The 25,014-nt window shown below is 70.2% G+C and carries 24 protein-coding genes and 1 pseudogene; 14 read left to right on the top strand and 11 right to left on the bottom strand.

Translation table 11 applies throughout. The features are described from left to right. Nucleotides 1-98 precede the first annotated feature (98 nt). The gene (locus KOI47_RS29635; protein ID WP_216209995.1) at nucleotides 99-329 is read left to right on the top strand and encodes a hypothetical protein; all 231 of its coding nucleotides are present in this window, start codon (nucleotides 99-101) and stop codon (nucleotides 327-329) included. Between the two features lie 15 nt (nucleotides 330-344). Here the strand turns inward: KOI47_RS29635 and KOI47_RS29640 are convergent, their stop codons facing one another. The 4 genes from KOI47_RS29640 to KOI47_RS29655 all read right to left on the bottom strand — a co-directional run bounded on the left by KOI47_RS29640 (nucleotide 345) and on the right by KOI47_RS29655 (nucleotide 3,643). Then, on the bottom strand, nucleotides 345-1,289 hold the full coding sequence (locus KOI47_RS29640) for an acyl-CoA desaturase (protein WP_216209996.1): 945 nt from the start codon (nucleotides 1,287-1,289) through the stop codon (nucleotides 345-347). An 8-nt stretch (nucleotides 1,290-1,297) separates the two neighbouring features. After that, a complete protein-coding gene (locus KOI47_RS29645; protein WP_216209998.1) occupies nucleotides 1,298-1,498 on the bottom strand; it encodes a ferredoxin in 201 nt (66 codons plus the stop codon). A gap of 8 nt (nucleotides 1,499-1,506) precedes the next feature. Further along, on the bottom strand, nucleotides 1,507-2,703 hold the full coding sequence (locus KOI47_RS29650) for a cytochrome P450 (RefSeq protein ID WP_216210000.1): 1,197 nt from the start codon (nucleotides 2,701-2,703) through the stop codon (nucleotides 1,507-1,509). A gap of 79 nt (nucleotides 2,704-2,782) precedes the next feature. Beyond that, nucleotides 2,783-3,643 carry a serine hydrolase gene (locus tag KOI47_RS29655; RefSeq protein WP_216210002.1) on the bottom strand — a complete coding sequence of 287 codons (861 nt, stop codon included), beginning with the start codon at nucleotides 3,641-3,643 and terminating at the stop codon, nucleotides 2,783-2,785. 239 nt (nucleotides 3,644-3,882) lie between these two features. On the opposite strand from KOI47_RS29655, the gene KOI47_RS29660 reads away from it, so the two are divergent. The 5 genes and pseudogenes from KOI47_RS29660 to KOI47_RS36000 form a co-directional block, all read left to right on the top strand. Next, a complete protein-coding gene (locus tag KOI47_RS29660) occupies nucleotides 3,883-4,425 on the top strand; it encodes a SigE family RNA polymerase sigma factor (RefSeq protein WP_232376345.1) in 543 nt (180 codons plus the stop codon). Continuing rightward, complete coding sequence (locus KOI47_RS29665) at nucleotides 4,404-5,198, top strand: hypothetical protein (RefSeq protein ID WP_216210006.1); 795 nt, start codon at nucleotides 4,404-4,406, stop codon at nucleotides 5,196-5,198. Before KOI47_RS29660 ends, KOI47_RS29665 begins: the two co-directional genes overlap by 22 nt. Nucleotides 5,199-5,271: 73 nt before the next feature. Next, nucleotides 5,272-6,420, top strand: coding sequence for an HNH endonuclease signature motif containing protein (locus KOI47_RS29670; RefSeq protein ID WP_216210008.1), 1,149 nt, complete (start codon nucleotides 5,272-5,274; stop codon nucleotides 6,418-6,420). A 496-nt stretch (nucleotides 6,421-6,916) separates the two neighbouring features. Beyond that, complete coding sequence (ltrA, locus tag KOI47_RS29675) at nucleotides 6,917-8,374, top strand: group II intron reverse transcriptase/maturase (RefSeq protein ID WP_216209216.1); 1,458 nt, start codon at nucleotides 6,917-6,919, stop codon at nucleotides 8,372-8,374. A gap of 97 nt (nucleotides 8,375-8,471) precedes the next feature. Continuing rightward, a pseudogene (locus KOI47_RS36000) lies at nucleotides 8,472-8,672 on the top strand (HNH endonuclease signature motif containing protein); the annotation flags it as partial. A 4-nt stretch (nucleotides 8,673-8,676) separates the two neighbouring features. Here the strand turns inward: KOI47_RS36000 and KOI47_RS29680 are convergent. Next, nucleotides 8,677-9,279: a DUF2537 domain-containing protein gene (locus KOI47_RS29680; RefSeq protein WP_216210010.1), complete on the bottom strand. Its 603-nt coding sequence runs from the start codon at nucleotides 9,277-9,279 to the stop codon at nucleotides 8,677-8,679. 50 nt (nucleotides 9,280-9,329) lie between these two features. Beyond that, nucleotides 9,330-10,136, bottom strand: coding sequence for a TrmH family RNA methyltransferase (locus KOI47_RS29685; RefSeq protein ID WP_216210012.1), 807 nt, complete (start codon nucleotides 10,134-10,136; stop codon nucleotides 9,330-9,332). A 224-nt stretch (nucleotides 10,137-10,360) separates the two neighbouring features. Here KOI47_RS29685 and KOI47_RS29690 point away from each other — a divergent pair, with 224 nt between their 5' ends. The 4 genes from KOI47_RS29690 to KOI47_RS29705 all read left to right on the top strand — a co-directional run bounded on the left by KOI47_RS29690 (nucleotide 10,361) and on the right by KOI47_RS29705 (nucleotide 14,066). Next, a complete protein-coding gene (locus KOI47_RS29690; protein WP_216210014.1) occupies nucleotides 10,361-11,857 on the top strand; it encodes a glutamate--cysteine ligase family protein in 1,497 nt (498 codons plus the stop codon). A 40-nt stretch (nucleotides 11,858-11,897) separates the two neighbouring features. Beyond that, complete coding sequence (locus tag KOI47_RS29695) at nucleotides 11,898-12,515, top strand: TetR/AcrR family transcriptional regulator (protein WP_216210016.1); 618 nt, start codon at nucleotides 11,898-11,900, stop codon at nucleotides 12,513-12,515. A gap of 63 nt (nucleotides 12,516-12,578) precedes the next feature. After that, nucleotides 12,579-13,268: a biliverdin-producing heme oxygenase gene (locus tag KOI47_RS29700; RefSeq protein WP_216210018.1), complete on the top strand. Its 690-nt coding sequence runs from the start codon at nucleotides 12,579-12,581 to the stop codon at nucleotides 13,266-13,268. Nucleotides 13,269-13,442: 174 nt separating this feature from the next. Further along, nucleotides 13,443-14,066, top strand: coding sequence for a superoxide dismutase (locus KOI47_RS29705; RefSeq protein ID WP_216210020.1), 624 nt, complete (start codon nucleotides 13,443-13,445; stop codon nucleotides 14,064-14,066). Nucleotides 14,067-14,292: 226 nt separating this feature from the next. On the opposite strand, the gene KOI47_RS29710 is transcribed toward KOI47_RS29705, so the two are convergent. The 3 genes from KOI47_RS29710 to KOI47_RS29720 all read right to left on the bottom strand — a co-directional run bounded on the left by KOI47_RS29710 (nucleotide 14,293) and on the right by KOI47_RS29720 (nucleotide 17,535). Continuing rightward, nucleotides 14,293-15,585, bottom strand: a complete 1,293-nt coding sequence (locus tag KOI47_RS29710) for an MFS transporter (RefSeq protein ID WP_216210022.1) — start codon at nucleotides 15,583-15,585, stop codon at nucleotides 14,293-14,295. Between the two features lie 7 nt (nucleotides 15,586-15,592). After that, nucleotides 15,593-16,024 carry a MarR family winged helix-turn-helix transcriptional regulator gene (locus KOI47_RS29715; RefSeq protein ID WP_216210024.1) on the bottom strand — a complete coding sequence of 144 codons (432 nt, stop codon included), beginning with the start codon at nucleotides 16,022-16,024 and terminating at the stop codon, nucleotides 15,593-15,595. 65 nt (nucleotides 16,025-16,089) lie between these two features. Beyond that, nucleotides 16,090-17,535 (bottom strand): NCS2 family permease, encoded by a 1,446-nt coding sequence (locus tag KOI47_RS29720; RefSeq protein ID WP_216210026.1) that lies wholly within the window; start codon nucleotides 17,533-17,535, stop codon nucleotides 16,090-16,092. Nucleotides 17,536-17,584: 49 nt separating this feature from the next. On the opposite strand from KOI47_RS29720, the gene KOI47_RS29725 reads away from it, so the two are divergent. Next, the gene (locus KOI47_RS29725; RefSeq protein ID WP_408629861.1) at nucleotides 17,585-17,857 is read left to right on the top strand and encodes a DUF2530 domain-containing protein; all 273 of its coding nucleotides are present in this window, start codon (nucleotides 17,585-17,587) and stop codon (nucleotides 17,855-17,857) included. Between the two features lie 110 nt (nucleotides 17,858-17,967). Here the strand turns inward: KOI47_RS29725 and KOI47_RS29730 are convergent, their stop codons facing one another. Further along, nucleotides 17,968-20,844 (bottom strand): sacsin N-terminal ATP-binding-like domain-containing protein, encoded by a 2,877-nt coding sequence (locus KOI47_RS29730; RefSeq protein WP_232376346.1) that lies wholly within the window; start codon nucleotides 20,842-20,844, stop codon nucleotides 17,968-17,970. Next, entirely contained in the window at nucleotides 20,825-21,613 is a 789-nt protein-coding gene (locus KOI47_RS29735) for a DUF3027 domain-containing protein (protein WP_216210028.1), read from the bottom strand. The genes KOI47_RS29730 and KOI47_RS29735 overlap by 20 nt, the downstream gene beginning before the upstream one ends. Between KOI47_RS29735 and KOI47_RS29740 the strand changes: the two genes are divergently transcribed. From KOI47_RS29740 to KOI47_RS29750, 3 genes are read left to right on the top strand one after another with little or no spacing between them, the layout of a single operon-like run. Continuing rightward, nucleotides 21,612-22,451, top strand: a complete 840-nt coding sequence (locus KOI47_RS29740; protein ID WP_216210030.1) for a glutaminyl-peptide cyclotransferase — start codon at nucleotides 21,612-21,614, stop codon at nucleotides 22,449-22,451. The two genes, KOI47_RS29735 and KOI47_RS29740, sit on opposite strands and share 2 nt — an antisense overlap. A gap of 40 nt (nucleotides 22,452-22,491) precedes the next feature. Beyond that, on the top strand, nucleotides 22,492-24,480 hold the full coding sequence (locus KOI47_RS29745) for an MFS transporter (protein ID WP_216210032.1): 1,989 nt from the start codon (nucleotides 22,492-22,494) through the stop codon (nucleotides 24,478-24,480). A gap of 34 nt (nucleotides 24,481-24,514) precedes the next feature. After that, a complete protein-coding gene (locus KOI47_RS29750; RefSeq protein ID WP_408629959.1) occupies nucleotides 24,515-25,006 on the top strand; it encodes a DUF2771 family protein in 492 nt (163 codons plus the stop codon). Nucleotides 25,007-25,014: the final 8 nt, after the last annotated feature.

Below are 25,014 nucleotides of genomic sequence, written 5' to 3' on the forward strand. Positions count from 1 at the left end.
GCGGGAAGAACCGCATGGGGGTACCCCCGCCAGCTTGTGCCGCGTGGGGCCGTGGCTCGCGGGCGCCGTGCTTCCCGTGCGGGGAGGGAAGGACAACAATGGGCACAATCGACGAGGCCACCGCCGAACACGGCGGGACCCCGATCTTCGCCGCTATCCGGGACGAGTTCGGTTTCACTCCGCCGAGCCAGGAACCGAGCCAGCAGCCGGAGGCCCCGGCGGACGGCTCCACCGAGACCGCCGAGGCGTCCGGTTCCGCCGAGGAAACCGGCGAAGCCGAAGCCACCGAGGAGGAGGACGAGCCGGCGGGCAGACACCGCGGCGCCTGACCGCCGGTCGTCGGCTCACTCCCTGGTGAGCGCGGCCACTCGTTTCGGCGTGGGCCAGCGCACGTTGGAGACCCAGCCGAACTTCTCGAACAGCCAGATCAGCCGGGCCGAGGTGTCGATCTGGCCCCGCCGCACCCCGTGCCGGGCGCAGGTCGGATCGGCATGGTGCAGGTTGTGCCAGGACTCCCCGAAGGAGAGCACGGCCAGTGGCCAGAAGTTGGCCGCCTTGTCCCTGCTCTTGAACGGCCGGTCCCCGATCATGTGGCAGATCGAGTTGGTCGACCAGGTGACGTGATGCAGCACGCCGACCCGGACCAGCCCAGCCCAGAAGAACGCCGTCAGCGCGCCCCACCAGGACCAGGTGACCAGCCCGCCGATCGCGGCCGGCAGCAGCAGGGTCAGCACCGTCCACAACCAGAACAGCTTGTTCACCCAGACCATGTCCCTGTCCTTCAACAGGTCCGGGGTGAACCGCTGCTTGTTGGTCAGGTCCCGGCTGAAGTTCCAGCCGATATGCGCGTGCCAGAACCCCTTGAGCACCGCGGAGGGCGAGGTGCCGAACAGCCACGGTGAGTGCGGGTCGCCCTCCCGATCGGCGAAGGCGTGATGCCTACGGTGGTTGGCGACCCAGGTGATCGGTGGTCCCTGCACGGCCATGCTCCCCGCGATGGCCAAGGCGATCCGCATCGGCCGGGTCGCCTTGAACGCCCCGTGCGTCAGATACCGGTGGTACCCGATGGTCACGCCGAGCCCGGTCAGGTAGAAGAACCCGACCGCCAGCGCGAGGTCAAGCCAGCCAAGCCCCCAGCCCCAGAGGAACGGTATGGCGGCGAGCAACGCGAGAAACGGCAACCCGATGAACACGTACACCGCCACCTGCCGTGCGGCACCGGCCCGGCCCTCCAGGATGGGCTTCCGTCCACTGGTGGACTCGGTGGACCGGTCAAGGGTCGACGTCATGCACACTCCTACTCTGAGTCGGTCACCGTGATCGCGCCGGAAGGACACAGCTCGGCCGCCTCCCTGGCCGCCGCGTGGTGCTGCGCGGCAGGGGCCGGTTCGAGCAGCATCACGGTACCGTCGGATTCGTCCTGGTCGAAGACGTCCGGAGCGGTGAGGGCGCACATCCCGGCCGCGCAGCAGACCTCGGTGTCCACCTCGATCTTCATCGTTCCTCCTACCAACTGATGGGTAACCGGTACACCCCATAGATACCGCGATCCGTACGCAACGGCACGTCTTCCCGTGCCACCTCGAGGCGTAAACCCGGGAACCGGCGCAGCAGGGCGGTGTACCCGATCCGCATCTCAGCCCTGGCCAGCTGCTGGCCGAGGCACTGGTGCACGCCGTGCCCGAAGGCCAGGTGACCGGCAGCCGAGGCGGTGACGTCCAGTTCGTCCGGCCGGTCGAACCGGGCCGGGTCGCGGTTGGCTCCTGGCAGCGACACGGTGACCGGCTCCCCCGCCTTGATCAGCTGCCCGTCCAGCTCGACATCCTCCAGTGCGGTGCGGTTGATCTCGTACTGCACGATGCTCAGGTACCGCAGCAGCTCCTCCACCGCCCCGTCCATCAGCCCGGGATCGGCGCGCAACGCGGCCAGCTGCCCGGGATGCTCCAGCAGCGCGAAGGTGCCGAGGCCGAGCATGTTCGCGGTGGTCTCGTGCCCGGCGACCAGCAGGATCGTGGCCATCCCGACCGCTTCGTCCGCGGAGAGCTCCGCCTCGGCCAGCAGCCCGCTGAGGATGTCGTCGGCAGGCTCTGCCCGCTTGCGCGCGACCAGCTCGTCGAGGAACCCGAACACCGCCTTGTCGATCTCCGCGGACTGCTCGGGGGTCAGGTCCGGGCGGACCATCTCCGCGGTGTGGTGCTGGAAGAACTCCCGCTGCTCCTCCGGAATCCCGAGCAGCTCGCAGATCACCAGCGAGGGCAGGGGCAACGCGAAATGCCGCACCAGATCGGCCGGGGGACCATGCCGCTCGAGGTCGTCCAGCAGCCCCTCGGCGAACTCGGCGATCCGCGGTTCGAGCTGCCGCATCCGGCGCAGGGTGAACTGGCCGGTGAGCAGCTTGCGGTACCGGGTGTGCTCCGGCTGGTCCATGAAGATGAACATCCCCGGCGGCGTGGGTTCCGGGTCCGGGGTGCGGATCGGCGAGTGCATCAGCTCCATCCGGGAGCTGAACCGGCGGTCGGCCAGCAGCCGCCGCGCGGTGGCGTACTCGGTCACCAGCCAGCCCAGCGTCCCGTCCGGATAGGCGAGCCTGCTGATCGGCCGCTCGGCACGCAGCCGCCCCAGCTCCTCGGGCGGGTCGAAGGGGCAGCGGCGCTGCATCGGTATCGGGCGTGCCGCCTGTGCGGCGGGCGTGGTCTCGGCCATCCCTGGATCTCCTCTCCTCGTACCGGAGAGGTTTCCGGTGCCCGCGCACCACGCACTGACCACGCGCTGACAAACCGGCTCAGCCGCCGGGCAGCTGTGGTTCGATCGCCGAGGCCGCGGCCGTCACCGCCGCACGCAACGGGGTCCAGCGGGTGCCCGCGGGGGCCTCGGCGAGCAGCACGACCACGTACCGCCAGTGCGGACCGACCAGGCCGGTGCTGTGCACCACGTTGTCCTCTGGGCTGTCCGACCAGCCCTGTTTGACCGCCCAGCGCAGCGACATGCCGTCCGGGATGCCGAAGTGCTGGTTCCAGCCATCCGCCGCGACCTTGCGGGTCTTGGCCAGCGCGGACACGATCAGCTCACGGTGCCCGGCAGGCAGTTCGGTGCGGATGTGGCGATAGATCCGCAGCACGTCCCGCGGGGTCGTGCGGGTGTCACCCCAACGGCCGGGGTTCTCCGGCGGGCTGGTGTCGGACAGCCCGATGTGCTGGGCCGCCCTGGTCACGATCGCGCCGCGGCCGTGCTCGACCCAGAGGCGGCTGGCGATCTCGTCATCGCTGAGCTCCAGCATCCGGCGCAGGTGGTCCTTGACTCCCGCGCTCGGTCCACCCGCCCGGCTCAGCAGGTCGATACTGATCAGCAGCTTGGTCAGCGAGGCGGCCCGGAACCGCCGGTCGGCGTTGGCCTCCAGTAGCGAGGTCCCGCTGTCCCGGTCGAAGACGAGCAGGCCAGGGGTCACGGCGGGGGCGGTCTCCCGCACGGCGTCGAGCACGGCCGCGGAGTCGATTACCTGCGGTGACGGAGAGGGCCGAGCGGCCTGAGCGGTCGTCACCCTGGAGAGGGTGAGCTCGGCCGGTTGCGCGGCGGGCCGCCGGGAGTAGAGCGGGCTGCCGCAACTGGTCGACACGAGTACGAGACACAGCGCCGACACCCCCATTGATGCTGCTCGGCGAGGTTCCATGCCCCGGGATACGCCGATGGAGACGGCATTGTTGTGGCCGCGTGGGCGCAACTTTCCGGCCGGGTGCGGCGTACAGCGAGCCGTCCAGAGATGTTGCGGAGTGTGACGATAGCCATCATTTCGATCATTCTTCCGCGGGAGCTCAACATCCGGCGGCCGTCGCGCGTAGAGGAGGTCGAGAGCCACGAACGTGGTGGCGGGTACGGAGGTGCCGGGTGCAGTCACGATCGGCACGGGACCGGGAGTTCGCCGAGTTCTTCGAGCACCGGTTCGATCTGGCGTGCCGGTACGCCTACGCGCTGTGCGGGGACCGCGCGGAGAGCGAGGAGATCGCGCAGGCCGCGTTCGTGCGGATCTACGCTCGCTGGCCCAAGGTCCGCACGGCAACCGCGGATGCCTACCTGCGCACCGTGGTGACCAGGCTGTTCCTCGACAACCGGCGACGCGGCCGGAGCAGGGAGCGGGTGATGGCCGAGCCGCCGGAGGTGGCGGTCGCGGCGGACCTCACCGAGGTGGAGCGGCAACCACTACACGCCGCGCTGCTGGAGCTGCCGCCGCGGCAACGAGCGGTGGTACTGCTGCGGTTCGGCTACGACCTCTCCATCGAGCAGGTGGCGAAGGCGCTGGGCTGCTCGGTGGGCACGGTCAAAAGCCATGCCTCGCGCGGTTTGGAGGCGCTGCGTGAGCGCTACCAGGGACTCTTCGGGGAACTCGAGCTGAAGGCGGTGAGTCGGCCATGTTCGACGACGACGAGCTGAGGACGACGCTGCGCCGGATCGGCGAGGACTACCAGCCCGCCCCGGCGGAGGAGATGCTGGACGCGATCCTCACCCGCGGCCGGCGCCGCCTGCGCTACCAGCGATGGGGCGCGGCCGCCGCCGTGATCGCACTGGTCGGCGGGCTCGGCGCCGGGATCACGATGCTGCGGCCGGACGGACCCGGCGGCGCCGAGCGGATACCGGCCGCGTCCGGTCTGCAACGCGACGAGCCCCAGCCCGGGGTCCTGCCCGGCTGGCAGGTGGTGGACGACCGCGCATGCAGGACACGGGAGGAACAGCCGCCGCCCGCCTCCGGTATCACGACGCACGAAATGGAGCTGGGCGGGAGCGGCGAACTCTCGTCGGTGATCACCACCGCGGAGTTCCAGAGCCTCGTGCAGCGGGTCCTGCCCGATACGCGGCTCGAGGTGGCGTACGAGAAGCGCTCCGGACTGGAGCCGACGGGGCTCGCGGAGGTGGTGCTGGATCCGGCACCGCGCAACCGGACGGCCCTGGTCGGTCTCCGGGCTTCGCGGTCGTTCGACGATGCGGAAACGGAAGCTGACCGGCAGCTGGTTTGCGGCTCGCAGCGCCTGCGGCTGAGCTCGGACGCCGTGCTCCAGCTCGGGCCCGAGGTCCCGAACTACGGACCAGGCCACCGGACCCTGGAGATATACCGGACGGGCGCGCCCACCTATCGGCTCTGGGCGGTCAACGCACTCAGCACCGAGCAGCTCGCCGAACTGGGCAGGATGCTGGCCACGAGACGCTGACGCTCGCTGCCCGATTCCAGCATCACCCGATCGTGTATCGAACACGTGGTCGATTCCGCGGTATTGTGGGGTTGTGACCAGGACTTTCGGCATCGACACCTCCCGCATGAGCGAGGAGGAACTCCTGGCCGCGCTGGGCGACCTCGAACAGCAGCGGCGAGCCGGCTATGCCCGGGAACTGGCCGTCCTGGCCGAACTCGACGGCCGCGGCACCGCGAGCCGGAAGGGCTACCGGGACCTGCCGGTGCTGACGCGGGAGATCCTGCGGGTCAACGCCTACGACGCCCGGCAGCGGGTGGCGCACGCCCGGGCCGTGGTGCGGCGCCACGGGCCAGGTGGGATACCCCTGGAACCCGACCTCCCCGAGGTCGGCGCCGCCGCGGCCGAGGGCGCGATCGGGCCGGAACACATCGAGACCATCCGGGCGACCGTGGCGCGGTTCCCGCAGCCGGTCAGCCTGCCCGACCGGGAACACGCCGAAGCCTTGCTGACCAAGGCGGCACGGGAGTACGACCCCCACACCGTCACCACCCTGGGCCGGGAGATCCTGGCGCGGCTGGACCAGGACGGGAATCCGCCCCGCGAGGAGGAGCTGGCGCGGCCGGAGCGGTTCCTGGACTGGCGCGAAACCCGCGGCGGGCGGCTACGCGGCACCTTCGACCTGGACGCGGAGACCGCGGCGGTGCTGACCGGGCTGATCGAACCGAGAGCGAAACCCTCCAGCACGAAAGAGGAACCCGACCGGCGGAGCAAGTTCCAGCGGCAGGGCGACGCGTTCGCCGATGTGCTGCGGGTGGCAGCGGGGTGCCCGGAGGAGGGGCCGACCGAGGCGGGGGAACCGTTCACGGTGATGGTGTCGGTGACACTGGAGGACCTGAAGCACGGCACCGGATACGGGCTACTGCATGGGCAGGAGTCCTACTCCGCCGCCCAGATCCGCCGCATGGCCTGCGACTCCTACGTCGTGCCCGCCGTGCTGGGCAGCAAGGGCGACATCCTCGACATCGGACAACGCACCCGCACGGTACCCCTGGCCATCCGCAGAGCTTTGATCCTGCGGGACCGCGGATGCACCTTCCCCGGCTGCCGGAAAAAGCCCAAACAATGCGACGCGCATCATGTGGTGTTCGTGCGCCATGAGGCGCGTGTTTGTCCGATCGGAGGTGAGAGACCTCCGGCGCTGGACCGTCACAGTGGTTCGGTGAAGCTGAGGGCAGCCTGATTCACGGGAATGGGTGGATTGAGGTGGCAAGCGGCCCTGACAAAGTCGAGTCGTGCCAGCACTGCCAGATGGTGCGGGCTCGGTGAGCGAGACGAGAAGGTATACGAATAGGAATCAGTGTCTGAGGCCTCGTTATGTGGAGCCGACTCGAAACCTGGCGGATCTGAGTCGGTATCGCAGTGCGCGTGAACCAAGTGAAGGGTGTAGCGCCCGCCTGGGATTGTATTCCTGGGTAGTCTGTGGAGAAAGTCTGTGGCGTATTCACAGGGGCTGCCGGGGTAAAGCTGAGTGCCTCACTCGTCGATCGGGAACACGTGAACATGGGAACCACCGCGAGCTTTCCATGCCTGGGCGCAATCCGGTGTCCCAGATGTGGATAGGTGCATTGCCCGCCGAGGGGCTCTGTGGTGGGGCGGAGTCGCCGTAGTACTCCGAGGGCGGGAAAACCGTCCGCATGGGGAAGGGCGACAGCGAATCGAGCAGGGAAGTTGGGGTAATGCCAGAAGAGGCCTCACCGGTGAACATCGGTGATCTGCTGCTGGTGCCGTTCACGGCAGGGCAGCGGGTACTGGGAATGCAGACGAAACTGCACCGTTGGGCGGCGGCCGATCCCGGTCGCCGGTTTGATGATCTCTACAACCTCGTGGCCGACCCCGCGTTCCTCGCCGTGGCGTGGGAGCGGGTGTCAGGGAACACCGGAGCACGCAGCGCGGGCGTCGATCGCCGAACGGTGCGGTCGATCACCGACTCGGCGCTGGGTGTGGTCGGGTTGTTGGAGGAAATCCGCGCCGATCTGAAAGCGCGGACGTTCCGTCCGCTCCCGGTCCGGGAACGACACATCCCCAAAGCCGGTGGGAAGACCCGTCGGCTGGGGATACCGACCGTGACCGATCGGGTCGTTCAAGCCTCGCTGAAGCTGGTCCTGGAACCGATCTTCGAGGCCGGGTTCCAGTCCTCCAGCTATGGTTTCCGGCCCAGGCGCCGGGCCCAGGACGCCATCGAAGAAATCCGCAAACATGCCCGTGAGGGCTACGAATGGGTCTTCGAGGGCGACATCACCGCCTGCTTCGACGAGATCGACCACACCGCCCTGCTGGGTTTGGTGCGGCGACGCGTCAAGGACAAGCGGATTCTGGAACTCATCAAGGCGTTCCTGCGCGCCGGAATCCTCAGCGAGGATGGTCCTGACCGGGACACCCATACCGGAACCCCGCAGGGCGGCATCCTGTCGCCTCTGCTGGCCAACATCGCCCTCTCCGAGCTGGACGACTATTTCCACCAGTTGTGGGAGAACCACAAGAACGCCACCAACCGGCAACGGCACCGTGAACGCGGCGGTGCGACGTTCCGCCTGACCCGATACGCCGACGACTTCGTCGTCATGGTCAACGGAACCCGGGAACACACGGAATCCTTGTGGGGCGAGATCGAGGCGATCCTGGCCGGGATCGGGCTACGGCTCGCACCCGAGAAAACCGGAATCGCCCACATCGACGAGGGGTTCGACTTCCTCGGGTTCCGCATCCAGCGGTATCGCCAATATGGAAGCGATCGGCGACTGATCTACACCCTCCCCTCGAAGAAGTCGATGACTTCGATCAAGCGGAAGATCAAGACAGTTACCAAACGGATCACCCATCAGGACGCGGACCAACTGTTCCGGCAACTCGGAACGATGACCCGCGGATGGGCCCAGTACTTCCGGCACGGCTCTTCCAGCAAGGCCTACCACCACCTGCAAGACTACCTGTGGTGGCGGGTCTGGGAATGGCTGAAGAACAAACACCCCCGTACCAGTAAACGGGACATCATAAACCGTTACTACAACCGGTGGTGGCCGGAATATAACGGTGTCGAACTATGGAGACCCACAACGATGACCATCCAACGTTATCGCTACCGAGGAAACCAAATCTCGACACCCTGGGACAAACCAGCCATAACGGCAACCTAACGGCGACTCGTGGAGAGCCGGATGCGGTGAAAGCCGCACGTCCGGTTCGGGGGAGCGGCATGGGGAAACGGCCCGGCGAAATCCGGACACCGCGCCCCATGCCGACTCCCACTGGGCTAATGGGGGACCCACCGCCCTGCACAACCTCACCTTGCTCTGCTGGTACCACCACAACCTCATCCACCACACCGACTGGCAAGTCCGCATGCGGAACGGACTACCCGAGTTCCTACCCCCGGCCTTTCTGGACCCGGAACGAAGACCCAGACGCAACCTCCTCCACCGCCGGGGGTTGTGACCTGCTAGAGCACGATCGCGAGCACACCGACCCAGGAGACGGCGACCCCGGCCGCAGCGCCGAGCACGACCCACCGCACGATGGGCAGCTTGCGGGCAAGCCACAGCGAGGGTGAAAGACCGGCGGTCACCATCACCGCCGCGCCCAGCGTCAGCCAGCCGGTGGTCTCGGCGGCGAGGGTGCTCACCAGCGCGAGCATCGCCACCGCCACCACCACGCCGACGAACGCGGCCACGGTCAGGCCGGTCCCCCACGGGGTGGGTTCGGCCGCCTGCGGATCGCCGCCGAGCAGCCGCCGGGCCAGCACGGTCACCCCGTCGTTGCGCGGTGGCGGGACCAGCTGCTCGGTGGCGGTCACCGGGTCGACGTAGTTCACCGGCTCGCCGAGCGTGGCGGCGACCCGCGCGGCAAGCTGCCTGCCGCGCTGCGAGACCACCGCGGCCGCCTCGTCCTCGGGGCCGGTGCCCGCGCGGGTGAACGCGGCCGCGACCCTGGCCCATTCCTGGAGCGCCTCGGTCAGCTCGGCCCCCACCGCCCCGTCCGGGTCCTCGTTATCCGCGTCGTATCCGGCCAGCACCACTCGCTCGCCCTGGACCCGCAACTCCACGTGAAGGCCTCCGTTGATCGCCCGACTCCGGCCACGGGGCATCAATGTACTCACGGGACACCCATCTCGTAGAAGGCCACGGCCGCGGAGGTCGCCACGTTGAGCGAATCGACCCCGGTGGCCATCGGAATCCGCACGGCAAGGTCGGCGGCGGCCAGCGCCTCCGCGGACAGCCCGTACCCCTCCGAGCCGAGCAACAACGCCACCCGCTCCGGCCGCTGCCCGCGCAACGCGCGCAGCTCGACGGCATCCGCCCGCGGGGTGAGCGCCGCGATCCGGAAACCCGCGGCACGCAGCTGCTCCAGGCCCCGCGGCCAGGGCTCGAGAGCGCTGAACGGCACCCGCAGCACATGCCCCATGGACACCCGCACACTGCGCCGGTACAGCGGGTCCGAGCAGCCGGACCCGAGCAGCACCCCGTCCACGCCCAGCGCCGCCGCGTTACGGAACAACGCGCCAAGGTTCTCGTGGTCGCCGACCCCCTCCAGCACGGCAAGCAGCCGTGCCCCGGCGGCGATCCGGTCCGCCGATGGCCGCGGCGCCCGGTCAGCCACCGCGAGCACCCCGCGGTTCAGATGGAACCCGACCACCTCGGCCATGGTCTGCGCGGAGGTGACATAGGCGGGTACCGCCATCCCGGCAAGATCGTCCGCCAGCTCGCGAACGCGGCGCTCTACTCCGAGTAGCGCCCGCACGGGGTAGGGCGACTCGAGCAACCGCCGCACCACCACGGTGCCCTCGGCGATCACCAAACCCCGGCCGCCGGGCCGATCCGGGCGCCGGTCGGCTGTGGTCAGATCGCGAAAATCGGACAGCCGCTCGTCCGCGGGGTCGTCGATGAAAATCTCGCGTGCCACCGCTGGAGTGTGCCACCCGTCCCCGCCTGGAGCCCGCGCTACTCCGAACGCGCGCGGTCGCCCCATGGCACGCACGGAGTAGTCGCACATAGTTAGACGGTAGTGACGGACGGCACCAGTTTGGCCGCTAGCCGAGGGGGAAAACCCTGTGTCACGGTTGTCCGCCGGCAGTTCCGCGAGGACAAAAGGCGCGCCAGTTGTGGCCGAGCAGAACGGGGTACGCCATGGGCAAAGACCTGCTGTCGGATCCGTTCAAGCCACGCGATCGGGGAAAGTACCGGCGCAAGGTGCAGCGCTGCCTGGACACCCTGGCGCGCATGCTGTCCGACGGCAGTTTTTCCTTTCCCCGCAAACACATCGGGTTCGAACTCGAACTCAACCTTGTGGACGACACCATGCGCCCCGCGATGAGCAACGCCGCGGTGCTGGAGGCGCTGGACGACCCCTCGTTCACCACCGAGCTGAGCCAGCACAACCTGGAGCTGAACGTCCCGCCCCGCCCGCTGGCAGGTGATTCGGCGCTGCGGCTGGAGGAGGAGCTGCGGGAGTACCTGGACGCGGCCGCGGGCAAGGCACAGACGGCGGGGGCCTCGGTGGCGATGATCGGTATCCTGCCCACCCTCGCCAGGGAACATTTCGACCAGAAATGGTTGACCAACAATGCCAGATACTCGTTACTGAACGACGAAATCTTCGCGGCGCGGGGCGAGCGGACCGTGCTCTCCATGGAAGGAGCGGGACTCGCCGGTCAGCAACCCGAACGGCTGCGCAGTTTCGCCGAGTCGATTCTGCCCGAGGCCGCGTGCACCTCGATGCAGTTGCATCTGCAGGTGGCACCGGAGGAGTTCGCCGCACACTGGAACGCTGCCCAATGCCTCGCCGGTATCCAGATCGCGCTCGGCGCCAACTCACCGTTCCTGCTCGGCAAGGCGCTGTGGCACGAGACCAGGATCCCGCTGTTCCTGCAGGCCACCGACACCCGGCCGGAGGAGCTGAAGAACCAGGGCGTGCGGCCGAGGGTGTGGTTCGGCGAGCGCTGGATCACCTCGATCTTCGACCTGTTCGAGGAGAACGTCCGCTACTTCCCCGGTCTGCTGCCGGAAACCGACTCCGAGGACCCGATCGAGGCGCTGGAGTCCGGGCAGGCCCCGAAGCTGACCGAGCTGCGCTTGCACAACGGCACAGTCTGGCGCTGGAACCGGCCGGTGTACGACGTGGTGGACGGCAAGCCACACCTGCGGGTGGAGAACCGGGTACTGCCTGCCGGGCCGACCGTACTGGACATGGTGGCGAACGCAGCCTTCTTCTACGGCGCCCAGCGGGCGCTGGCCGAGTCCGAGCGTCCGGTGTGGACACAGATGTCCTTCCAGGCCGCGGAGGAGAACCTGTACGCGGGGGCACGCAACGGGTTCGACGCCCAGCTGTACTGGCCGGGCATCGGCTGGATCCCGCCGGACGAGCTGGCCCTGCGCGTGCTGCTACCGCTGGCCTACGAGGGACTACGGCGGTCGGAGGTTTCCGAGCAGGCCAGTGCCCGCTACCTCGGGGTGATCGAGCAGCGCTGCCTCGCCAAGCGCACCGGGGCGACCTGGCAGCGGGAGGCGGTGGCACGGGCGCAGGAACGCGGCATCGACCGGGACACCGCGCTGGCCGGGATGCTGGCCCGCTACCTGGAGCTGTCCCGCTCGGAGCGGCCGGTGCACGAGTGGCCGGTGGAGTGAGAACCTGGACCCCTGCTGTTCCCAGTGGGAGGTCCCGCGCATGCCAAAGATCATCGGAGGTTCCCTCGCCGCACACCGCGAGCAGGTGCGGGCCAGGGTGTTCGAGGCGCTGCGCAACCAGCTCTACGAGCGTGGCTTCGACGCGATCACGCTGTCCGGGGTGGCCGCCGAGGCCAAGCTGGGCCGGACCGCGATGTACAACCACTTCCCGGACAAGGAGCACCTACTGGTCGCCTTCGTCGAGGACGAGGCGACCCGCTACGTGGCCAAGCTGACCGAGGCGGTCGCGGCCGTGCCGGACCCGATCGGCAAGCTCGAGGCCTTCGCCCGGCTCCAGCTGCGCGCCCTCGCCGACTACCACCTGCCGCCGGGCAGCACGCTCGCCGCCACGCTGGCCCCGAGTGCCTACCGGAGGGTGGCGGCGCATGCGGACCCGATCACCGAGCAGCTGCGCGAGATCGTCACCACCGGGGTGCGGCAGGGCTGCATCCCCGAGGAGGACCCTGACCTGCTGGTTCCCATGATCAGCTCGGCCCTGGCCAGCCGCGAGGTGGTGGACGTGCCACCCGAACAGCTGGACAGGGCGATCGACGGCGCGGTGCGGTTCGTGCTGCGCGCGGTCGGCGCGAAACCCCGGCCGGACGCAAATTTAGGGTAGCCTAACTGCGAGATCTGCCGTACCCTCTTTCTGACAGGTTGTCATATCGACGGAGGGTGTCCCATGGCAGCACCGACGGCAGCAACCTCGGCGAACCTCGATGAGTCCGTGCCCTTCGCCCGCACCCTGCACGACTCCATTCGCGAGGTGCACGACCGCGCGCACCACTCCGCCTATATGGACGCACTGCTGGACGGCAGGCTGAGCCTGGATGACTACGCCCAGCTCGCGGCGCAGTACTACTTCATCTACCAGGCACTGGAGCAGGCCAGCGACGCCATGATCGGCGATCCGGTCGGCGGGCCGTTCGTGATCGACGAGTTGCGGCGGATGCCCGCGCTGCGCGCCGATCTGGAGTTCCTGCTCGGGCCGGACTGGGCTGAGCGGGTACGACCGGTCGAGTCCACGACCGCCTACGTGCGGCGGCTGCACGCGGTGGCCTTCGACTGGCCGGGCGGTTACGTCGCCCACCACTACACCCGGTACCTCGGCGACCTCGCGGGTGGCCAGGTGGTGCACTCGCTGCTGCGCAAGACCTACGGCGTGCAGGGCCCTGGCGCGCTGTTCTACGACTTCAGCACCCTTGGCAGCCCGAGCGCGTTCCGCACCCGCTATCGCGGACTGCTGAACACCGCGGGCTGGGACGCGGCCGAGCGGGAACGCATCATCGCGGAGACCCTGACCGCCTTCGAGCTGAACATCGACGTCCTCACGGACCTCGCGGAGACTGTGGTTCCGGCAACATCGCGTTGACCTCAACCAAACTCGAACCTGCAGGCTACACAGGGAAGCAGGGGCCCGTTTTTCGGGCGGCCACAGCGAATTCTTCGCCGTGCCGAAACGTGTCCCCGGTTCGCCGGGCCACACCGCTGCTACTAGGTTTGGGTAAGGCAACAGACTTTGTGTCGAAACTAAAGAGGAGGGCTGATGGCCCGGTACGAGCTTCCGGATCTCGACTACGACTACGGCGCCCTGGCTCCGCACATTTCCGGCGAGATCAACGAGCTGCACCACAGCAAGCACCACGCGACCTACGTCAAGGGTGCCAACGACACGCTCGAGAAGCTTGCCGCCGCCCGTGAGGCCGAGGACTTCGGCTCGATCGTCGGGCTGGAGACCACCCTGGCGTTCAACCTCGCCGGGCACGCCAACCACGTTGTGTGGTGGAAGATCCTGTCCCCCAACGGCGGTGACAAGCCGACCGGCGAGCTCGCGGCCGCGATCGACGACGCCTTCGGCTCGTTCGACAAGTTCAAGGCACAGTTCACCGCGGTGTGCACCACGATCCAGGGCAACGGCTGGGGCGCGCTGTCCTGGGACCCGATCGGCAAGACGCTGATCACCCAGCAGCTGCGCGACCACCACAACAACCTGGTGCTGCCGACCCAGCCGATCCTGCTGGTGGACGTCTGGGAGCACGCGTTCTACCTGGACTACAAGAACGTGAAGCCGGACTACGTCAAGGCGCTGTGGAACGTCTTCAACTGGGAGGAGATCGGCAAGCGGTTCGACAACGCCCGCAACGGCGGCAACGGTCTGCTGCTGAGCTGAGCACCACGAACCCCCGGACGGGGCTCTTCCCTTGGGAAGGGCCCCGTTTTCGTATCCCCCGGCACACGTGAACGGGGCCCCGCCGCCGGTCTCCCGGCCGCGGGGCCCCGTCCGTTCCCGAACTGACTGCCGCTCCCACCACGAAGCGGACAAGAATGAGGTTAGCCTAACCTGAATCGCGGAAGCAAGGGTTTGGCAGCAGGCAATGTGATCTCACCCGATCGAGTTACTGAGTCCGGCGGGTCCGTACCAGCAGGGCCGCGCAGATCACCGCGGCCAGCACCGAGACGGCCCCGCCGATGAAGAACGGGGAGCGGCCACCGAAGGTATCCGCCATCCAGCCGGTCAGTGGGCCGCCGATCGGGTTGCCGCCGACCAGCACCAGCACGTACAGCCCCATCACCCGGCCGCGCATCTCCGGGCTCACCGAGGTCTGCACCAGGGCGTTGGCGGTGTTCAGGAAGGTGATGGTGGCGAAACCCAACGGCACGAGGGCCAACCCGAACGCGAGATAGGTCGGCATGAACGCGGTGCCGAACTCGATGGCGCCGAGCGCGCAGGCGGACATCAGCAGCAGGCGCAGCCGGGGACGGCCGCGGGAGCCACGCCGTGCCGACAGCAGCGCACCGGTGAAGGTGCCCACCGCGAGCAGGGTGGACAGCAGCCCGTAGCCGTCGGCCTTGGTGCCGAACACCCTGGCGGCCACGATCGCCAGCGAGGTGAAGAAGGTGATCCCGAAGGTGCTGACGAAGAACATCAGCAGCATCAGGATGCTCAGGTCGGCCCGGCCGCGCACGTAGCGCAGGCCCTCCCGTAGCTGGCCCTTGCCGCGGCCGAGCGCGGGGACGCGGAACAGCTTCGCCGGATCCATCATGGCCAGCCCGGCGATCACCGCGAGGGTGCTGGCGGCGTTGGCGAGGAACAGCCAGCCGGTACCCACCCAGATGATCACGTATCCGGCCACGGCGGGTCCGACGATCCTGGCCATGTTGAAGATCGAGGAGTTCAGCGCGACGGCATTGGCCACCTGTTCCTTGCCGACCATCTCCGCAACGAAGGACTGCCGGGTGGGCACCTCGAGGGCGGCGAGGCAGCCGAGCACGAAGCACAGCACGTACACCTGCGGGAGGGTGACCAGGCCGGTCACCTCGAGCAGCCCGAGCACCACGGCCTGCACCCCGGTGCCGGCCTGGATGGTGATGAGCAGCTTGCGCTTGTCCACCCGGTCGGCGAGCACCCCGCCCCACAGCGACAGCAGCAGGATCGGGGTGAACTGCAGCGCGACGGCCACGCCGAGGGCGATCGGGTCGTTCCCGCTGAGGGTGAGCACCAGCCAGTCCTGGGCGATGCGCTGCATCCAGGTGCCGATGTTGGAGATCACCTGGCCGGTGAAGAACAACCGGTAGTTGCGCACCCGAAGCGAGGAGAAGGTGCCCCGTGGCCGCCGGGAATCCGGAGCCGGTTCCCGGGTAGCGGCTATTCCTGGATCGGCCTGTGCGCTACCCGGTGTACTCGGCATCTGGGGGTTACTGCTCCGCCATTCTGTCGATGATCTCCGCCGCATCGGCGAGCACGGCGCGTTCGGTGTCGCTCAGCTTGGTGAGCTGCTCGTCCAGCCAGGCCTCGCGGGCCGAGATGGTGTCGTGCACATAGGCGAGTCCCCGCTCGGACAGCGCGACGATCGCCTGCCTGCCATCGGTCGGATGGGCGTTGCGCTCGACGTAGCCCAGGCCCTCCAGCGCACCGATCACCCTGGTCATCGAGGGTGGCCGGACCCCTTCCTTGGCCGCCAGCTGCCCCGGGGTCAGCGCCCCGCATTTGTGCAGCGTGGACAGGGCCGACAGCTGGGTGAGCGAGACGTCCTCGTCCGTGCGCTGCGCCCGTAACCTGCGGTTGAGGCGTACCACGGCCAGCCGCAGGCGGCTGGCCAGCGATCGCTCGGGTACGCAGTCCGACATATCGTTAGCATACCTTACGATCTGTTCCTCGTCCGGGTGAATCTCACCACCCGCCGTCCGGTCGCTCAGCCGAGCGCGGCCTCGATCGGCCCGATGCCGAAGTAGACCACGAAGGCCGCCGCCACGATCCACAGCAGCGGGTGCACCTCGCGTGCCTTGCCGGTGGCCGCGCGCAGCAGCACGAAGCTGACGAAGCCCGCACCGATCCCGTTGGCGATGGAGAAGGTGAACGGCATGATCACGATGGTCAGGAACGCGGGGAAGGCCAGCGAGAAGTCCCGGAAGTCGATCTCCGTTACCTGGCGGATCATCAACGCGCCGACCACCACCAGCGCGGGCGCGGCCGCCTCGATCGGCACCACCTCGTACAGCGGGGTGAGGAACATCGCGGCAAGGAACAGCAGGCCGGTGACCAGGTTGGCGAGCCCGGTGCGGGCGCCCTCGGCGATGCCGGCCGCGGACTCCACGTACACCGTGTTCGAGCTGGCCGAGGCCGCGCCGCCTGCCACCGCGCCGAGGCCGTCCACGAACAGCGCCTTGCCCACCTTCGGCAGCTTCCCGTCCCTGCCGATCAGGTTCGCCTCCTTGCCGAGGCCGGTCATGGTGCCGATGGTGTCGAAGAAGTCGGTGAGCACCAGGGTGAACACCAGCAGCGCCGCGGTGATCGCGGGCACCTGCACCCAGGCGTCGAAGGACACCTCGCCCACCAGGGAAAGGTCCGGGACGCTCACGATGTCCTCGGGCAAGGCGGGGTAGGCGAGGTTCCACCCCTTGGGGTTCACGCCCTGCGAGGGTCCGGCCTTGACGATCGCCTCCACCACGATGGACAGCACCGTCCCGGCGAGCACGCCGAGCAGGATCGCGCCCTTCACGTTCCGCGCCACCAGGATGCCGGTGATGATCAGCCCGACCACGAACACCGCGGTGGGCCAGGAGGCGATCGAGCCGTCGATGCCGAGCCCCACCGGGACCGTGGTGTCCGCCGCGTCCGGGAGCCTGCGCACGAAACCGGCGTCGACCAGTCCGATCAGGCAGATGAACAGGCCGATGCCCACCGCGATGGCCGCCTTGAGCTGCGGCGGGACCGCGTTGAACACCATCGTGCGCACGCCGGTGACCACCAGCAGCAGCACCACCAGGCCGTTCACCAGCACCAGGCCCATCGCCGCGGGCCAGCTCATCTGCGGCGCGATGGTGACCGCGACCAGTGCGTTGATGCCGAGCCCCGCGGCCAGCGCGAACGGGTAGTTGGCGACGAGGCCGAACAGGATGGTCAGCACCCCGGCGACCAGCGCGGTCACCGCGGCCACCTGGCTCACCGGCAGGATGTTGCCGAACGCGTCGGTCTTGGCCCCGGTGTCCTCGGCCGAGAAACTGCCGAGGATGAGCGGGTTCAGCACGATGATGTAGGCCATCGTGACGAAGGTGACCAGCCCGCCACGGATCTCCCTGCCGGGTGTGGAGCCCCGTTCGCTGATCTTGAAGAACCGGTCCAGAGTCGTCCGTGCCATCCTCACCTGCCGCGAGTGCGTGTTCGGTACCGCGGGTAGCCTTCCTCAGGTGCAGGAGCCGAGCAACGACGGGGGCGGCACCGGCGGGTTGCCCGCGCCACCCGAGCTGCCGAAACGGCTGCTCGAACTGCGGCCGGTGGTCGTGGTGGGCACCGGCCTGTGGCTGGCCGCATTCCTCGTCCTGCTGCTCACCGGCCAGGACGGGGTGTGGCTGTGGACCACGCTGGCCGGCTGGATACTCGGGGCCATCGGTTTCGGGATCATGGCCTGGCAGCGCGCCGCCGCCCGCCGCGGCACCCGGGGCGCCCAACGCGGCCTCTGACCCCCACCCGGAGGTGCCGTGAACGTGGCTTTCGCGACGTCAGATGTCCCAAAAGTGCCGTTCGCAACGGTAGACATCCTGATCGCCACGTTCAGGGCGTTCGAGCTGGGTCAGGTGAGCAGGGTGGTGGCGGTGGGGTCGTCCAGCAGGGCGGCCAGCAGGTGGCGGTCGCCCCAGCGGCCCGCGGCCCAGGCCAGCGCGGCGGCCAGGCCCGCGGAACTGTCCTCGGCATGCGGGTACTCGGCGCACCACCAGGTCACCTCGTGCGACTGCCCTTCCACCGTGACGGTCAGCCGGTCGTGCACCACCACCCCGCCCGCGGGCAGGTCGATGCCCAGCAGCTCGGCGGCGAGGCGTACCGCGGGCATTTCGGCCCAGTCCACGTACTCGCCGTCCGTGGACAGCCCGGCCACCACGCACTCGCCCGCGAGCGGCAGGTCCAGCAGCTCGGCCAGCCGCCCGGCCCGATCCCACCCTGGCACGGCGACCAGCCGCCGGGCGGGCAGCACCGCGGCGGGCCACGGGCGGTCCAGCACCATCGCCCGCTCCGCATCGGCCACCGCACCCTCCAGGGTGCGTACCCGCTCGGGCGGGTCGAGCTCATCCGGCGACAGCTCGGCATCGGCCAGCGCGGCGTGGGCGCGGGCGGCCAGCCCCGGGGGCACCTCGCGCTCCGGGTCACCGAGCCGGTCCAGCAACTCGGCCGCGTCCTCGGCATCGGCGGGGACCAGCCCGGCCCGCACCCCGGCCGCGCGCAGCAGGTCGGCGCGCAGCCCCAGGTCGGGCACCGGGTCGTAGAGACCGGCCAGCGCGGTGGCCTCGGGCAGTCGCCACTGCGCGGGAGCCTGCCCGGCCAGCAGCGCGTACCTGGCGATCCACCAGCCGGTGTGCCCGCCCGGCTCGGTCAGCGCCCGCCAGGTCTCCGGGTTCGCGGCGAGCAGCCGCAGCGCGGCAGGCCAGGCCTCATCGGCGACCAGGTCCAGGTCGCGCACGGCATGCACCCGGCTCGGCTCTACCGCGTCCCACCAGTCCGCCTCCTCCGGCAGCTCGTGCTCAGGACCGGCCGGTTCCTCGTCGGTGACCACGGCGAAGGAGGTGAGCACACCGGCGCCGGTGAGCACCTCCTCCGGCCAGCGGGCGGCGAACTCCGCGTCCAGCACCTCCAGCGGCGCCTCCGGGCCCAGTGCCTCCGGGTCCAGCACGGCCAGCAACCCGGCCCCCGGCAGCACCAGCTCCTCGGCCCGCCGCCACCCCGACCCGGCTGGCAGCGCCAGCGCGCCGAGCCCACCGCCCGCGCCAGGGCCGGACTCCGCCAGCAGCCGCAGCACCACCTCGGCCAGCGGCCCGACATCCATTCCGGACAGTGCGTCGGCCGCGCTGCGCTCCACCGCCTCACGCAGCTCCGGCGCGGTGAGCAGGTCGGCTGCGCCCGCCTGCCGCGCGCCCAGCCGTTCCAGCAGCGGGTGTTCCGCGTCCGGGTGCACCACCCGGAGTCCGACGATGTCCACTTCGGACAGCAGGTCGAGCGGCCCGGTGCCGGTGTCGGCGAGCAACGCCCCGCGCGGCCCCGGCAGGGTGCGCCCGTCCACCAGCGGCACCGGCAGCGCACCGAGCTCGTCCATGGCGAGCCGCCCACCATCCACCGCGGCCAGCAGCGCCGTGTAGAGCCGGTGCCACCAGCCCGGCGGCCGGGAAATCCCGGTGACCGCCTCGATCAGCTCGCCGGTGCCGACCCCGGTGGCACCGGCCCGCGCGGCCACCGCGGCCGCCCGATGCCCGCACAGCGGCGCGGCGACCAGGCCGGGCAGCACCTCCGCCAGGGACTCGACCAGGCCGGGAGCACCGGCCTCGAGCACCCTGGCCCGCCCGCCGGGCAGGTCGGTCCCGCCTGCCGCGGCGGGCAGCCACGGCTCACGACGCAGCGCCGCGAGCACCAGCTCACGCAGCGAATCGTCCACTTCGGACAGGGGAAAGCCGGAGGAGGGGACCAGCGCGAGCCGGTGCTCCGGAGCGACCACGCGGACCAGCTCGGGATAGCCCTGCGCGGCGGACTCCAGCACCGCGGTGGCGGCCGCGCCGGGCAGCACCCTGCGGCGGGATGGCTCGATCGGCAGGGTCGCGATCAGCCTGGCAGGCAGGGACAACCGCTCGTCGGTGGGGGTGGGCGCGTGCAGCACCCCGGCCTCCAGCGGCAGCGGCGCTCCGGACTCGTCCACCGGAACCGCCCAGCGGGCCGCCCCGCCCGGCACGACGTGGGTCAGCCAGCGCCGCCCGGCGCCGTCCGGCCCGGTCAGCTCCAGCAGGCCGGCGCCGAGGTCGGTGCGCCGCCACCGGCTGCCTGCCACCTCGATCGTGTCCAGCCAGGGCAGGGCCAGCAGCAGGTCAGGGACCTCGGTGGCGAGCCGGTCCAGCAGCCCTGCCGGGTCCACGCCCTCGGCCAGCGGCAACCGCACCTCGGTGTCGAAATCCTCCGGCGGGGCGGGCTCGTCCGGCGGCAGCGGCCAGGGCAGCCGCAGCACCGGGACCGCTCCCTCGGCACCGGTCGCCGCCACGGTCCTGGCCGCGGAGAACGCGACCCCGCCCGTGCTGGAGACCACCCGCGGCTCGGTGCAGACCGCGAGCACGGCGGCGAATCCCACCCCGAACCGGCCGACGGTGCCCTCGGGTTTCGCCGAGGCACGCAGCGAGGCCAGCGCGGCTACCCCGGCTGCGTCCAGGGGCGCGCCGGTGTTGGCCACCCGCAGCTCCCGACCGGCGAGACCGACCCGCAGCCTGCCCGGTGTCCCGGCCAGCGCGGCGGCGTCCGCGGCGTTCTGCGCGAGCTCGACGAACAGCCGGTCCCGGTAGCCGCCGACCCGCAGGTCGTGCTCGGCGTTGGTGTCCTCGGTGAACCGGGTCGGCGAGTCCCGCCAGGCCCGCAGCACCGAGGAACGCAGTCCTTCGATGCCGAACGGCTCGGGTGTGTGCTCAGTGGCTGGCAGCGGCACTCGACGCCTCGGTCAGTGGCGCGGAGTCCAGCAGAGAGTCGTCGTAGACCAGCTCGGCCACCGGTACCGAGGAAGCGGACTCGACCTGCACCTCCGAATGCGCCCCGCAGCCGTACTCGACGTGCACCACATGCCCGTCCGCCGGTGCGATCTCGTTGCCGCACACCCCGAAGGCCGCGCTCAGCGAGCCGGCGAGGGAGAGGTAGAACCCGCAGGTCCCGCAGACATCCGGGGCGCTGCGCGCCATATCGGAACGCGGCCCGAACTCGCCGGCGCGCCACCGGCTCGCGGCCTCGTGCCTGCCGTACCTGGACAGCACCCGCTTGCGGCCGAGCCCGATCTCGGTGACGACCTCCTCGACCTCGGGGTCGTCGGAGTCCAGGTAGGCGGGCGCCAGCCGCAGGTCGTCCTCGTCGGTGGGGAAGATGTCGCCGACCCCGAGGTCACCGGCCCGCACCCGGCGTTCCCACGGCACCCACCTCGGTGCGACCAGCGCGTCCGGCCCCGGTCGCAGCACCACCTCGCTGACCGTCACCGGCTCCTCCCTGCCGGCCGTGGCCACGGTGACCGACCACCGCCAGCCCCGGTAGCCGGGCAGGGTGGCCTCGAAGAAGTGGCTGACCGAGACCGCGTCCTCCCGCTCGATGCCGGCGTACTCGCCGACCTGCTCGGCGCCGGCGTCGGTCACCGCCGCCTCCCTGGCGAGCTCCACCGCGCCCGCCAAAGCCTCCTGGATGGCACCGTCGTCGGCAGTCAGCAGCAGGGTCATGCCCCAATTGTGCAGCACGGGATGGGGCAACTCGTGTCAGGCTGTGGGAGTGCGTACCGTCACCGCCTTGCTGATCACGGCTGGGGTGCTCGCCGCCTGCACGGGGACCCCCGCACCGGGGCAGACCGCGGACCGGGCTCCGGATCGCTTGCGGGTCGAGGTGCTGGAGGTGCTGCCGCACGACCCGGAGGCGTTCACCCAGGGGCTCGAGCTGCACGGCGACACCCTGTACGAGGGCACCGGGCTGGTCGGCGAGTCCGCGGTGCGGGCGGGGCCGCCCGGCGCCGAGCCCACCGTGCGGGCCGACCTGCCGCGCCCGCTGTTCGGTGAGGGGATCACCGTGGTCGGTTCCCGGCTGTGGCAGCTGACCTGGAAGGCAGGGGTCGCGCTGGAGCGGGACCGGGAAACCCTGGCCGAGCTGCGCAGGGTCGAGTACTCCGGAGAGGGCTGGGGGCTGTGCCACCAGCCGGAACAGGACCGGCTGGTGATGAGTGACGGCTCGGCGGAGCTCACCTTCCGCGACCCGCGCACCTTCGCCGGGACCGGCTCGGTGCGGGTCAGCTCGGGCGGGCGGCCGGTGCCCTGGCTGAACGAGCTGGAATGCGTCGGGGACGCCGTGTACGCCAACGTCTGGAAGAGCGACCGGATCATGCGGATCGACCCGGGCAGCGGCGAGGTCACCGCCGAGATCGACGCCTCGGGCCTGCTCGATCCGGCCGAGCGTGCGGAGGCGGATGTGCTGAACGGGATCGCCGCGCCCGCGGGCACCGACCAGCTTCTGCTCACCGGGAAGCTATGGCCCAAGATGTTCCGGGTGAGACTGGTCGCCTCCGGCTGAGATGCGGCCAGACCGACCTCGAGTACGGCAGGATTGACATATGCGCTTCGGTCCCCAGTCCGACCCGGACGGCCCCCGCTCCGGCCGCCAGGGCAAGGGGCGCCGCAAGAGCAAGCGCAAATGGACCCCTGAGCCCGGCTCGGACCGGCCGCGGCCGGTGGACCGTACCCGGGTCGAGCAGCCGCCCGCGCAGCCGACCAGGCAGGCCTACCCCGCGCAGTCCCGTGGCTATCCGCCGCCCCCGCCCGCGGGGAACCCGGCCCCGACCGCGGACGAGGCGCCCACCGGGGCGGTGCCTGCCCAGGGGCCGCCCGCGCCGCCACCTCCGCCGCCGCGCGGGGCCCGCCCCTACCCCCCGCCGCCGAACGACCAGTGGCGCAGCCAGCCCGCCTACCGCGAATCCGCGCCACCGCAGCAACCCCCGCCACCCGTCGGCGACTTCGAGCGGTACGGAACGGACGGCTACGAGCGCCGGTCACCACACCGCCCGCCGCACCAGCCACCACCCCCGCCACAGCCGCAGCCGCAGCCGCAGCCGGAGGCAGGCGAGCAGACCGAGGCCAGGTCGGGGTTCGAGCCGCCGCCGCAGCAGCAGCAGGGCAGCGTGCCGAAGCTGCCGAAGAAGATCACCGTGACCAGGGTGGCGGCGCTGCGTGGCAGGCAGCTCACCGGGCAGGCCGTGGACGCCTTCCACCGGGCGACCAGGGCGGACGGCGCGGACAAGTCCGGGCTGACCTCGATGACCTACGCGACCATGCTGAACTACGCCAGCGACGCCGCGATGGCGGTGGCGCTGGCCAACACCCTGTTCTTCGCGGCCAGCACCGGGGAGAGCCGGGGCAGGGTCGCGCTGTACCTGCTCATCACGATCGCCCCGTTCGCACTGGTGGCGCCGGTGATCGGGCCTGCGCTGGACCGGATCCAGCGCGGGCGCAGGCTGGCGATCTGCATCACCTCGGCCGGATCCGCGCTGATGTGCGTGATCATGGCTCTGCACTTCAACGACTGGGGCCTCTATCCGGCCGCGCTCGGCAAGATGGTGCTGTCCAAATCGTTCATGGTGCTCAAGGCGGCGGTCGCGCCGAGAGTGGTGCCGCCGGACATCACCCTCGCCAAGACGAACGCGCGGCTGACCGTGTTCGGCCTGGTCGCGATGGGCGCATCCGGCGCGGTCGCCAGCGGGTTCAACTGGGCCTTCGACTCCCCCGGCGCGCTGTTCTTCGCCGCGGCGATCTGCGTGGCCGGTGCGGTGCAGGCAATGCGCATCCCAGCCTGGGTGGAGGTCACCGAGGGCGAGGTGCCCGCCTCGCTGTCCGCGCACCCCGAGCGCAGGGTGAAGAAGAAGCGGCAGCCCATGGGCAGGCATGTGGTGGTCGCGCTCTGGGGCACCGGCACGATCAGGGTGCTCACCGGGTTCCTGATGATGTTCTCCGCGTTCGCGGTGAAGGCGCAGACGGAGGACAGCGGGCAGAGCCCGTTCGTGCAACTGCTCATGCTGGGCGTGATCGGCGCGGCGGCCGGGACCGGCGGTTTCCTCGGCAACGCGCTTGGTTCCCGGCTGCATCTGGGCCGCCCGGACCAGGTGATCGTCGGCTGTGTAGCGGGCGTGCTGGCGGCCACCCTGCTGGCCACCGTACTGGCCGGGCTGGGCACCGCGGCGATCGTCGGCCTGGTGGGCGCCACGGCCAGCGCGCTGGCCAAGATCAGCCTGGACGCCGTGATCCAGGACGACCTGCCGGACGCCTCCAGGGCCTCGGCCTTCGGGCGCTCGGAGACGGTGCTGCAGCTGTCCTGGTGTGGCGGCGGCGCGATCGGCCTGTTGCTGCCGCCGACGTACTGGATCGGCTTCCTCGTGGTGTCCGCGCTGCTGGCCGTCGGCCTCGCGCAGACCCACCTGGTGCGCAAGGGCGGCTCGCTGATCCCCGGCCTCGGCGGCGACCGCCCGCTGCGCCCCGGCGCCACCGGCAACGGTGGCAGTGGCAACGGCGGTGGCACCAGCGCCCCGCACGCCCACTCACCCCACCACTGACCACGGGCTGGCAGGCTCTAGGCTCGGTCGCATGCTGCGTCGCCTGGCCGTTGCCCTTGCTTGCGCCGCGTTCGTGGCGGCCGGTTGCTCGGCCCCCGGCGCGCCCCGGGTGACCTTCTTCGTGGACGGGGACTCCGTCCAGGCCGCACCCCTGATCCACTGCGATGTGCGGGTACAGGAATGCGAGCAGGGCACCGAGCCCGCGCGGCTGCGGGCCCGGCCCGGCTACCCGGTGCAGGTCTCGGTGCCCGCCGAGGTCAGCGAGTCCCCCTGGGCGGTGATCGTCCAGTACGCCGATGCCGAGGGCAGGCCGCAACCGGAGAAGCGGCAGTTCTTCAGCCCCGGCACGCGGCACGCCTACACCGCGACCGGCGGCGGGCCGGGCAGCCAGCTGCTGGTGGTCGAGGTGCAGCAGATCGGTGCCGCCTATGCGGCCGACGAGGCAGGCAACCCGATCCTGGACGAGGCGGGCAACCCGCAGCTGGTCACCCGCGGTATCTGGTCACTTCAGCTCGAACCTGTCTAGCGTGCGCA

Source organism: Amycolatopsis aidingensis (genome assembly GCF_018885265.1).
In the GTDB taxonomy this organism is placed as follows: Bacteria; Actinomycetota; Actinomycetes; order Mycobacteriales; family Pseudonocardiaceae; genus Amycolatopsis; species Amycolatopsis aidingensis.